This is a genomic window from Anaerorhabdus sp., assembly GCF_036637135.1.
Classification (GTDB): domain Bacteria; phylum Bacillota_I; class Bacilli_A; order Erysipelotrichales; family Erysipelotrichaceae; genus Anaerorhabdus.
Genome location: NZ_JAVWNC010000058.1, coordinates 1 through 11,523 on the forward strand (window position 1 = coordinate 1; position 11,523 = coordinate 11,523).

Below are 11,523 nucleotides of genomic sequence, written 5' to 3' on the forward strand. Positions count from 1 at the left end.
ATTTCTTTGTTGCGTTTACTTTGAGTGTTTCATTTAGGTTGGTACTTAAGCAAAAGACCAATAGAATTCGTATTTCTTAAGTTTATTCACCTTTTGATTTAATTTCATCTTTTATTTCATCTAATAGTTTATACTCTTCTTTTGTATATTCACGATTGGATAAAAGATCTGGGCGATTTATATATGTATTTCTAAGTGACTCTTTTAAGCGATATTTTCGTATATTTTCATGATGACCTGATAACAAAACATCGGGTACCTTCTTACCATTATACTCAACTGGTTTTGTATAGTGTGGATATTCAAGTAATCCATTTTCAAAAGATTCATCCAAATGACTTTCTTCTACAATAACGCCTTCTAATAAGCGAATAACCGCATCCGCAATGATCATAGACGCTAATTCACCACCAGTAAGAATGTAATCACCTATACTAATCAATCCATCTACTTCATCATAAATACGTGCATCTAATCCTTCATAATGACCACAAATTAAAATCAAATGTTTTACATTGACAAAACTGCGTGCTTTCTTTTGGTTAAATGTTTCCCCTGCTGCAGCTAATAGATACACTTTAGAATCGCTTGTACGAACTGATTGTAGTGCATCCAAAACAGGTTGGCACATCATCACCATACCACGACCTCCACCAAAAGGAGTATCATCAACATGATTGTGTTTATCTAATGTAAAATCACGAATATTAATACATTCTATAGTTACTTTTTCTTGCTTGATAGCACGAGCGATAATACTCGTATTGATAAAACCATCAAACATCTCTGGAAATAGTGTTAAGATCGATATTCTCATATTAACCCCGCAATAACACGAACTTGAATTAACTTTTTACCCAAGTCCACACGCAAGATAAAATGTGGATTAAATGGAATTAGACAGGTTGTACCATCTGGCTTTTCTACACGTAATAAATTATGTGCCATACCTTCTTCTACACGTAAACAAACACCGATTGAATCACCTGATTCATCAACAACTGTTAACCCTTGTAGTTGGAAAAAATAGTATTCACCTTCTTTTAATTGGTGTAAATCTTCTTTATTAATAAACAACTCTGCACCTTTAAAACACTCTACATCATTGATATTTTCATAACCTTTAAATTGTACTATCAACATACCCTTATGTTCTTTACAACTTAATACTGTCATTTCTTTATATTCATTGTTGTAGAAAAGTTCTACTACATTGTTTTTAGCAAATCTTTCTTCACTAAAATCAGTAAAACTCTTTATTTTAAGTTCACCTTTTATTCCAAATGTATTTGTAATAACTCCAATTTTCAATTTATCCATTGTGTTCTCCTATCAAGAAAGAAAAAGGATGCAATTGCATCCTTATAGTGTTAATGTTTCAAATTTGATCGTAATCTTCTTATCTTCAATTCTAGAAGCAATCGACATCATTTGACGAAGTGCTGATGCCATAGAACCTTGACGTCCAATTAAACGAGCAACATCTTCACTCTTTGCGTAAACATAAAGTATGACTTCGTTCTCATTTAAACTTGACATCTGACGAACATCCAAAGACTTTGCATCTTCCACCATAGGTGTTACAAGATTAAGTAATACTTTTTCTAATTCTACCATAAACTATTTTGCGCTTTTCTTTGATTCATGGAATGTTTTCATAACACCTTCTTTGGATAAGATATTACGAACTGTGTCTGATGGTTGTGCACCAACGTTCAACCATTTCATTGCTAATTCAGCATCAAGCTTAACTGTAGCTGGTTGAGTTGTAGGATTGTAGTAACCGATTGTTTCGATATCGCGACCATCTCTAGGTGAACGTGAATCTGCTGCAACAATTCTATAGAAAGGAGCTTTCTTTGCACCCATTCTTTTTAAACGTAATTTAACTGCCATTGTGATTTCCTCCTTGTTTTAATAACCTATATCATAATATATGAAAAGATATAACGTGTCAAGTAGTTTTGCTTAACACCTTAAAATTATTTTTTACCGAACATTCCACCAAGATTTGGTAGTTTGCCACCCTTTGATAACGAACCCATTTGTTTCATCATTTTTTGCATTTTCTCAAATTGACTTACCATTCTTGATACTTCTTGTGCTGATGTTCCACTTCCTTGTGCAATTCTATTCTTACGACGATTATTGAGGATAGAAGGATCTTCTCTTTCTTCCATTGTCATACTTTGTATAATTGCTTTTTGTTTCTTTAATCCTTTTTCTGCATCTGCATCATTAATCATATCTGCATATTGATTCATACCCGGTAGCATCTTTAGTATGCCACCAATTGGTCCCATTTTAGATACTTGTTCCAATTGTGAAAGCATATCATCCATCGTGAATGTACCTTCCATCATACGTTTTGCAGCTTTTTCTGATTCTTCAAGATCCATCTTTTCTTGTGCTTGTTCAACAAGAGTTACAATGTCTCCCATTCCCAAAATTCGATCTGCCATACGATCTGGATAGAACAATTCTAAATCTTCAATTTTCTCACCTTGTCCAACAAATTTAACTGGAACTTCAGTAATTGAGCGAACAGATAGAACTCCCCCACCTCGTGAATCTCCATCAAATTTTGTAACAACTAAACCTGTTACATTCAATTGTTCATGGAATGATTTAGCTACTTGAACAATATCTTGTCCCGTCATCGCATCAACAGTAAGTAAAATATCGTCTGGATGCACTAGATTTTCGATATCTTTCAATTCATTCATTAATTCTTCATCAATGTGCAAACGCCCCGCAGTATCGATAAAAACCGTGTCATAGCCTTTTTCTTTAGCATATGCCATCGCTTGTTTAACTGTTTCTGTTGCAGGTGTATCGATTCCTTTAGTAAATACTTCAACATCAATCGATTTACCAAGAGTTTGAAGTTGTTCAATTGCTGCAGGACGAATTATATCCGCAGCTACCAACAATGGATTACGATTGTGTTTCTTTTTAACTAAGTTCGCTACTTTTGCAATAGATGTTGTTTTACCTGTACCTTGTAACCCCACCATCATGATGACAGTGATGCCATCTTCTTTATATGTAAGTGTTGCTTCTTGTGTACCTAATAATTCAACAATCTCATCATGCACGATTTTAACAACCATACTTGATGGATCAACTGCTTCAAGTACATCTGTACCCAATGATTTTTCTTTAACACGCACTAAAAAATCTTTAACGATTTTATAATTCACATCTGCTTCAAGGAGTGCAATACGCACCTCTTTGAGCATATCTTCCATATTTTTTTCTGTAAGTCTTCCTTTACCTGATAAATCACGTAAAGCTTTATTCAGTCTATTACTTAACGAATCAAATGCCATAGTATCAACACCTTTCCCAAATATAATACCATAAAACACAAAAAAACAGACGCATTTTTTGCATCTGTTTCATTGTAAGTATTTTATTGTTTTGATTCTGATAAAGTAACTTGTGCCACAATTTGTTTTCCATCACGCACAACGGTCATCTCAATTGTATCACCCACATTGTATTCCTTGATGATTTTCTTTAAATCACTATAACTAGTGATTTCTGTATCACCTACAAAGATAATACGATCATATGCTTGAAGCCCTGCTTTTTCAGCACCTAATCCTTCAATAACTTCACTGATATATAAGCCAGGTACAACTTGGCCATTGTTTTGTGTTACCTCTGATAAATAAACACCGATTGTTGCACGATTTGATACATAACCGTTATTAATTAATTGATCCGCAATTTCAACAACATCATTTGATGGAATAGCGAATCCTAAACCTTCAATATCATTACCACTTGATTTTGCATTCACGATACCAATTAATTCTCCTGCTGCATTAAATAACCCACCACCAGAGTTACCTGGATTAACTGCCGCATTTGTTTGAAGCAAATTCATCGTTTCATTATCAATTGTAATTTCACGATTTAATGCACTAATAATTCCATCAGTTGCAGAGCCACCCAAAGTACCCAATGGATTACCAATTGCAATAACACCATCACCTACTTTTAAGTTATCTGAATTACCAATGACTGACGCTTGTAAGTTAGTCGCATCAATCTTGATTACCGCTAAATCCGTTGTCGAATCTGTTCCAACTAATTCCGCTGTATATGCTGTACCATCAGATAATGTCACACTTATGTTTCTAGCACCATTGATGACATGGTTATTTGTTACAATGTATCCATCACTTGTAAGAATAACACCTGAACCTGCACCTTCTGATACATATTCTTCTAACATAAACCCTGATGATACTGTTTCTGTACGTATTTCAACTACGCTTGGTGATGTTTTTGAAATAATGTCTTGCATTGATAATCCATTATCCGAAATACTAGTATTCGCTATATTGGATGAACTGTTTTGGACAATGGTACTATGCGGTGCAGCGAATTGATTCGCAAGATAACCTCCACCAAATCCAAATGTTCCACCAATCAAGGCAGCTGATACTAAAATTTTTGTGGTAAAGTGATTCTTCGGTTCTTTTTTCTCAACCTTGATTTCCTCATTTTTTTGAGGCTCACTTTCCATCTTCACTTCTTCATTTATCGTTTGCTTATCACTAGACTCTGTTTCATTCCAAACCTTATCAATAAGCTTATCGTTTTTTGATTCAAACATTGTATTTCCTCCTTTGTACGTTCATACTATACCAACTCTTTGTGAAAAGAAAATGATTTGAACTTGAACTTTATGTGAACATTACGTAAGCAATATAGAAAAACACGGTTACCCGTGTTTTTAAATATCCATTGTATTTTGTTTAATTAAATCATTCTTTAAATCAAATAATCGTTGTGAATAATCCACGTAGTAACGATGAGGGAAACGTAAACGTTTTACTTCCTCCCATACAGTTGCCATTTGATCAATACAGTATTGTTTTACCTCTTCTGTATTCGGTGTTTCATATACACATTGTCCATTCACAAAGATTGGAACTTGTAGTTCTACATAATGATAATTCTTAATGCGTTTTTGTTTCCAAGGAGCACTTGGATCAAACAACAAGTATTCATCTTTACTAATTACTTCATCCTTTAGTGCCAAGATATCCGCAATAGCTTGATTTGTATCATTATCATAGAAACGAATTACCTTCTTAAATCCTGGATTCGTTACTTTCTCTACATTACCACTAATCTTAATCTTCGGAATGATTTCACCATTCTTTTCATTTGCGACAACTTTGTATACTCCACCAATTACTGGAGTACTTTTTGCCGTAATTAAGTTTTCACCTACTCCAAAGGAATCAATCTTTGCATCTTGTAGAATTAAATCATCAATAATATATTCATCCAATGAATTAGATACTACAATTTTGCAATCTTCTAATCCTTCAGCGTCTAACATTTTACGTGCTTTCTTTGATAAATAAGCCAAGTCACCGGAATCAATTCGTATACCTTTTAGTCGGTGCCCATTTGGAATTAAGTATTCTTTGGCTACTTTAATTGCATTGGGAATACCTGAATGCAATGTATCATACGTATCCACAAGTAATGTACAGTTATCAGGTGTTACCTCAGCATAACTTCTAAATGCTTCTAGTTCTGTATCATGCAATTGAATATAACTATGCGCTATTGTTCCTGTTACAGGTACATTGTATTTTTCTCCCGATGCAGTGCATGCAGTAGCGCTACATCCTGCGATATACGCCGCTCTAGCACCCTCAATTGCCGCATCAACACCATGTGCCCTACGAGAACCCATCTCAAGAACACCACGTCCTTGGGCAGCTCTTGCGATACGATAGGCTTTTGTTGTAATAAGTGTTGAATAATTGACACACACCAACAACATCGTTTCTAAAATCTGTGCTTGAATTAAAGTACCACGAATCGTCACTAAAGGTTCATTCGCGAAAACAGGAGTCCCTTCTTTTACAGACCATACATCAATATTCAGTTTCATATCTTTTAAATACGCAAGAAATTCTTCATCAAAGAAATTTGTCTTACGTAAGTAATCAATACATTCATCATCAAAATGGAAGTTCTTCACAAACTCAATAAAACGGTGTAAACCGTTAAATATCATGAATCCTCCACCATCAGGTATTCTTCGAATAAACATATCGAAATACGCTACTTCTTCATGTTTATTTTGTTTGAAGTAAGCATATGACATTGTGTATTCATAGAAATCTGTCATTAACATCGATTCTTTAAAGTTCATCTTGGATCTCCTTGTACGATGCTACAACACGTATCCCAGCACCTCTTAATATATTCATCGCCGCGCGATTGTATTCATTTTGACTATGTGATGGTAAATTGAATGTTTCAACACTATCTTGTACTACACTAACTCGTGTTTCCAAGTTATGTTCATTGATATACCCTTGTAATGATAATGCGAATTGAAGGACACAAATATCTGTACAACAACCAACACAAATATATTCATCACGATCTAATTGGTTAAAAGTATCCATAAATTGGGGTTGCATGAACCCGTTTGTCGAATTCTTAAGCAAGGTAATCATATGATTTTCATATGGTTTTAAACTCTCAATCAATTCTGATTCATTTGTATTTTCAAGACAATGAGGTGGAAATGCATTAAATTCTTTACTATTCTTTTGATGAGAATCACGAAAACTAATGATTGGATAATCTCTCTCCACAAAATCTTTTACTAACGCTAGAACATTGCCAGATATTTTATCGATTGATGAATCACTTAAAGCACCTTCAAAGATGAATCCGTTGATCATATCAATCACAACTAAACATGGTTTTCTATCTTTCATATCTTTCTTCTCCATTTTTACCTATTATAAACTTTTTAGTCCAAGAATTAAAGGCATAGGCGTGCTAATTCATCACAAATAGGCTATACTTGATGTCAGGAGGATTACTATGAAAACAATTAATTTAGCTGAAAATGTGAGTTTACACCTACATAAAACGGAAAAGTTTAATGATATTACAGTATCATTTCGTTATAAGAATTCATTAGAAAATACCAACCGAACTGCACGAACTTATTTAACACAACTATTAAATGATTCTTGTTGTGCCTATCCAACAAAAGAAGCTGTAACACGCTGTTTTGATACGCTCTATGGTTCTAACTTCAAAGTGATATCAGATAACTTAGGTAAGTTAGATATCATTGAATTTAGACTTTCTACATTAAATGGAAATGTAGTCCATGAAGATTTATTAACAAAACAAATTGATGTTTTATCAGAGTTTATCAATAACCCAAAGATTGTAAATGGCTTATTTGATGAAACCTTATTCAATGAAATGAGGGAACGATTAATTTTAATGATTCAATCTTTTCATGATCAACCGGGTAATCACGCAAGTGATCAAGCAAAACGGTTATTCAACCCATCTCAAAAATGTAAAGCATTACCTACAGTTGATGATGTTAAAAACTGCAGTAATGAAGATGTAGTAAAAGCTTATCACCAATTAATGAATGAAGATGCATTGGATATCTTTGTTTTAGGTGACTTTGATGATGATGAAGTATTAGATTTAATTCAAACTAAATTTAAGTTCAGTTCACGTAAACCTATCCAAGAAGTTATTGATTTAAATACAAAGGAAACCTTTGAAGAAATTATTGAACATAAGGCAATTAGTCAAACAAGAGTTGTAATGATGTTTACAACAAATCAAACTATGTTAGATGAAAGCTACCCTGCAATCCTACTTGCGAATGGTTTATTTGGTACATTCCCTACCTCTTTCTTATTCCAAGAGGTTAGAGAAAAACGTAGTTTATGTTATTCTATCTCATCACGTATTGATAATTATGATGGTATCATTTCTGTTGCGACTGCAATTGATGGCGCTAACTTTGAACAAGTACGTGATTTAGTTCTTGAACAAGTACAACGTATTAAACAAGGTGATTTCAGTGATGAGTTACTAGAGACTACAAGAAAAATGTACATCAATGTTCTTCGTTCAAGTATTGATTCACAAAAATCATTATTAACATTAGATTATCGTGAAATCTTACTTAACGAATCATTGAATGTCAATCGTGTACTTGAGCGTATTCGACAATGTACAAAAGAAGACATCATCAACGCATTTCAACAAGTTGAACCTAAACTTACTTATTGTTTGATGCAGGAGGGACAACATGAATAAACTTACAAATACATTGAATGAAATGATCTATACCGATACATGTGATAATGGATTAAAGATTGTGGTTTGGCATAAACCTGACTTTGCGACAACTGCATGTCTATTTGCCACTCCTTATGGAAGTCTTGATTCATCACAAAAAACTGAAACAGGTGAACTACTTCAATTCCCTGAAGGTATCGCTCACTTCTTAGAACACAAATTGTTTGAATCTGAAGAAGGTGACGTGATGAATGAATATGCATCAATGGGAGCTAATGTTAATGCATTTACGTCCTACAATGAAACCGTTTATTATTTTGATACATGTGATGAAAACATTGAACGTCCATTAAATCTATTACTCGATTTTGTACAAGACTTACGCATAAGTGAAGAATCCGTAGAAAAAGAAAAAGGAATTATTAACCAAGAATTAAATATGTATCTTGAAATGCCAGATAGTCGTTTAATTTTTGAAACATTGAAATCCTTATATAAGAATCATCCAATTAAAAATGATATTGGTGGTACATGTGATTCAGTCAATCGTACAACAAAAGAGGATTTGATGAAGTGTTACGCATTGAACTATCATCCAGCAAAGATGACACTGATTGCAGTTACACCTGTTGAACCAAATAAAATCATTCAGCTCATCAAAGAAAATCAAGCAAAGAAAACATTCCCTACATATTCTAAAATCACAAGAGAATTTGAGCTTGAACCACTTGAAGTTGCGAAGCCATTTAAAACCATCAACATGGATGTCGTTAATCAAAAAACATGTTATGGATTTAAATTTAATGTGATGAATCAAACTGATGAACAACGAGTTAAAACTGATTGGGCATTCCGTTTTATTTTCGAAAGTCACTTTACTTCTATGAATCCAAGTTATCAAACATGGATTACCGAACACAAGATCTCACCTTATTTCTATTATGAAACAGATTTCTCAAGGGATTATGCACTTGCATTATTCTTTGATGAAGGTGTTGATGAAAAAGCTTTCGGTGCTTTTGTACAAGAAGAAATTAATACACTTAAGGAAAACGGGTTATCTCCTAGTGCCTTAATACAGCTTAAGAATCGTTCTCTTGGAGAAACACTTTCACTATTCAATCAACCTGATGAAATTACTGTTCAATACTTTAGACATCAACTTACTGGCGTTAATCTGTTTGAAACAATTGACCTGATTAAGAATTTAACAGTGGAAGACTGTAATGAAATTATACGAAAAATGGATTTTAGTAACTTTTCTGAAACTATTATTAAATCTGCTAAATAAGTTCACAATCTACAAATACACTTAAGCCATATTTGCATACGTTGAGTTATAAATGCAAATACGGCTTTTTTACTTGTCTATTTTAGTTGTGTATACTAACTTCAGAAATGGAGGAATTTATGCTAAATCAATGTGTTCTTGTCGGTGAAGTTAAAGAAATGCCAGTAATTAAAAGAACCCCCAATGGGATTGCGAACGCTACACTATTACTTGATGTAGAAAGACCATTCCGTAATGCAAATGGAGATGTCGATATCGATACTTTTAGCGTTACTTTGTGGCGTGGTGTTGCGGAAGAGTGTATGAATGTAATTAAACCTGGTGCTATTTTAGGTATCAGAGGGCGTTTACAAGCCAATGTCCATAACGCCTCAAATGATGTAACCTATTACAATGCAGAAGTTATCGCAGAAAAAGTCTCAATTATCACACGTGAAAAATCATCTTAAATAGTCGTGATCATTCCAATTGAAATACCCTCCTCAAAAAAGTTCGGAATCTCCGAACTTTTCATTTACTTAATTTCTAATATCATTTCAATATGAGGTATTCCATCTTCTAAAAATTCTTCACTGCTTTGTACAAATCCAACATTTTCATAAAATGTCTTTGCATACGTTTGAGCTTCAATTTTTATTTTTTTAGCATCCAGTTTATTTTTCGCAACATCAATACCTGCTTGAATAAGTTGTGTTCCTAAACCACTTCTTCTCTTTTTAGATATTACGCGGCCAATTGAAACATCATCATAAGATACTCCTTTGTCAAGGACACGTAAGTATGCTTGAATACCTTCCTCATCCTTTAAATACACATGATAAGAAGAAAGATCTTTTCCATCTACTTCTGGATATGCACAATTTTGTTCTACAACAAATACATCTACTCTTAATTTCAATATTTCATACAACTCATTAATATCTAATTCATTGAATTTCTTGATGATTAATTCCATTTTATTTCCTCACTTATATTCATTAATATATCATAATTAATTATTTAAACAAATTAAAACCACAGCAAACAACTAGGTAAGTCACTGTGGTTAGTAATTAGTAAATTGTTTTATTCAGTTTTTTAGTTTTCTTAGAAGCTACGTCGGGCAGAAAAGAGTGCACTCAAACTATTGGAAGTTTGATTATCCATAGATTTTTTGTTGGATTCATCATTTAACAATTCAGTTAAACTTGAATATTCCTTCACTTCATCTTCTACTTCGAACATTTCTAATTCATTACTACCTTTAAACTCTTTCATACCTATTTCCTCCTAAGAATGAACATAGTGTAACTCAAATGTAAAAATAGTTCAAGCATTTTCAGTAAACTTTTCATTATTTTGTAACAATTTGCATTTTTATTATCATAAAATTGCTATTATGCCCTATTTAACGGAATATTCAAAAGAAAATGACCTCCATATTGAAAGTCATTTTTATCTATTAATAATATGAATTAGTGATTTCTTAATCATTTTCAAGTCGCTTGAATCTTTTTTGATCCATGATGAAATCATAGATCCATGTATAAGTGCAAATACTGCCTGTGCTTTTTCATATGATTCTTTCTTCGAATAACCAAAGTCTAAGAATTTTTGTGCATATAATTCTTGCCATTCTGTATAAATACGCTTACATGTTTGATTAACTTCATCATCAAGATATACTGATTCAATTGAAATCATTGTAAGCAACAACGAACTAAAGAAAGACCTTTTTTCTACATTATCCGCTAAGAAATCTGCCATTTTCTCAAATGCTTTTAGTGGATCATCCTCATTCTTAAAATGAGAATTTTCAATACCCGTTTTCATTTGAATATAACTGGCATCCAAAACCTCTTTAATGAGTTGTATCTTACCTTTTGGAAAGTAATAATAAAAACTACCTTTTGGTATTTCACATATACTGAGTAATTCAGTAAGTCCAACTCCATAGTAACCTCTTTCTGAAAACAGATAGGCTGCATTTTTTATGATCATTTCTTTCTTATTCATAATCACATTATACAAGAAAATAAAACATTGCGAAATAAAAACCATGAATTTCAATTGAATTCATGGTTTCAAGTTTTATTCTTCGATTACACTTAACCCTGCATTGTGTCCACTAGTGACTG

At 33.0% G+C, this 11,523-nt stretch carries 14 protein-coding genes; 3 read left to right on the plus strand and 11 right to left on the minus strand.

The features are described 5' to 3' along the window. Positions 1–82: 82 nt before the first annotated feature. The 8 genes from trmD to RR643_RS09580 form a co-directional block, all read right to left on the minus strand. Positions 83–817, minus strand: a complete 735-nt coding sequence (gene trmD / locus RR643_RS09545) for a tRNA (guanosine(37)-N1)-methyltransferase TrmD (protein WP_332469465.1) — start codon at positions 815–817, stop codon at positions 83–85. Next, on the minus strand, positions 814–1,320 hold the full coding sequence (gene rimM / locus RR643_RS09550) for a ribosome maturation factor RimM (protein ID WP_332469466.1): 507 nt from the start codon (positions 1,318–1,320) through the stop codon (positions 814–816). Before rimM ends, trmD begins: the two co-directional genes overlap by 4 nt. A gap of 42 nt (positions 1,321–1,362) precedes the next feature. Beyond that, positions 1,363–1,617 carry a KH domain-containing protein gene (locus RR643_RS09555; protein WP_332469467.1) on the minus strand — a complete coding sequence of 85 codons (255 nt, stop codon included), beginning with the start codon at positions 1,615–1,617 and terminating at the stop codon, positions 1,363–1,365. A gap of 3 nt (positions 1,618–1,620) precedes the next feature. Then, positions 1,621–1,896, minus strand: coding sequence for a 30S ribosomal protein S16 (gene rpsP, locus RR643_RS09560; RefSeq protein WP_332469468.1), 276 nt, complete (start codon positions 1,894–1,896; stop codon positions 1,621–1,623). An 86-nt stretch (positions 1,897–1,982) separates the two neighbouring features. Beyond that, positions 1,983–3,332, minus strand: coding sequence for a signal recognition particle protein (gene ffh, locus RR643_RS09565; protein ID WP_332469469.1), 1,350 nt, complete (start codon positions 3,330–3,332; stop codon positions 1,983–1,985). 83 nt (positions 3,333–3,415) lie between these two features. Further along, positions 3,416–4,630, minus strand: a complete 1,215-nt coding sequence (locus RR643_RS09570) for a S1C family serine protease (RefSeq protein WP_332483073.1) — start codon at positions 4,628–4,630, stop codon at positions 3,416–3,418. A 120-nt stretch (positions 4,631–4,750) separates the two neighbouring features. Beyond that, positions 4,751–6,193, minus strand: a complete 1,443-nt coding sequence (locus RR643_RS09575) for a nicotinate phosphoribosyltransferase (RefSeq protein WP_332469471.1) — start codon at positions 6,191–6,193, stop codon at positions 4,751–4,753. After that, the gene (locus tag RR643_RS09580) at positions 6,183–6,770 is read right to left on the minus strand and encodes a cysteine hydrolase family protein (RefSeq protein WP_332469472.1); all 588 of its coding nucleotides are present in this window, start codon (positions 6,768–6,770) and stop codon (positions 6,183–6,185) included. The genes RR643_RS09575 and RR643_RS09580 overlap by 11 nt, the downstream gene beginning before the upstream one ends. A gap of 109 nt (positions 6,771–6,879) precedes the next feature. Between RR643_RS09580 and yfmF the strand changes: the two genes are divergently transcribed. The 3 genes from yfmF to RR643_RS09595 all read left to right on the plus strand — a co-directional run bounded on the left by yfmF (position 6,880) and on the right by RR643_RS09595 (position 9,855). Further along, complete coding sequence (yfmF, locus tag RR643_RS09585) at positions 6,880–8,133, plus strand: EF-P 5-aminopentanol modification-associated protein YfmF (protein ID WP_332483074.1); 1,254 nt, start codon at positions 6,880–6,882, stop codon at positions 8,131–8,133. Continuing rightward, positions 8,126–9,406: an EF-P 5-aminopentanol modification-associated protein YfmH gene (yfmH, locus tag RR643_RS09590; protein ID WP_332483075.1), complete on the plus strand. Its 1,281-nt coding sequence runs from the start codon at positions 8,126–8,128 to the stop codon at positions 9,404–9,406. The genes yfmF and yfmH overlap by 8 nt, the downstream gene beginning before the upstream one ends. Positions 9,407–9,525: 119 nt before the next feature. Continuing rightward, a complete protein-coding gene (locus tag RR643_RS09595; protein WP_332469475.1) occupies positions 9,526–9,855 on the plus strand; it encodes a single-stranded DNA-binding protein in 330 nt (109 codons plus the stop codon). A 65-nt stretch (positions 9,856–9,920) separates the two neighbouring features. Here RR643_RS09595 and RR643_RS09600 read toward each other — a convergent pair whose 3' ends face one another. From RR643_RS09600 to RR643_RS09610, 3 genes are all read right to left on the minus strand, one after another. Continuing rightward, the gene (locus RR643_RS09600; RefSeq protein ID WP_332469476.1) at positions 9,921–10,361 is read right to left on the minus strand and encodes a GNAT family N-acetyltransferase; all 441 of its coding nucleotides are present in this window, start codon (positions 10,359–10,361) and stop codon (positions 9,921–9,923) included. Between the two features lie 131 nt (positions 10,362–10,492). Next, positions 10,493–10,663: a hypothetical protein gene (locus RR643_RS09605; protein WP_332469477.1), complete on the minus strand. Its 171-nt coding sequence runs from the start codon at positions 10,661–10,663 to the stop codon at positions 10,493–10,495. Positions 10,664–10,840: 177 nt separating this feature from the next. Beyond that, on the minus strand, positions 10,841–11,401 hold the full coding sequence (locus tag RR643_RS09610) for a TetR/AcrR family transcriptional regulator (protein WP_332469478.1): 561 nt from the start codon (positions 11,399–11,401) through the stop codon (positions 10,841–10,843). Positions 11,402–11,523 lie beyond the last annotated feature (122 nt).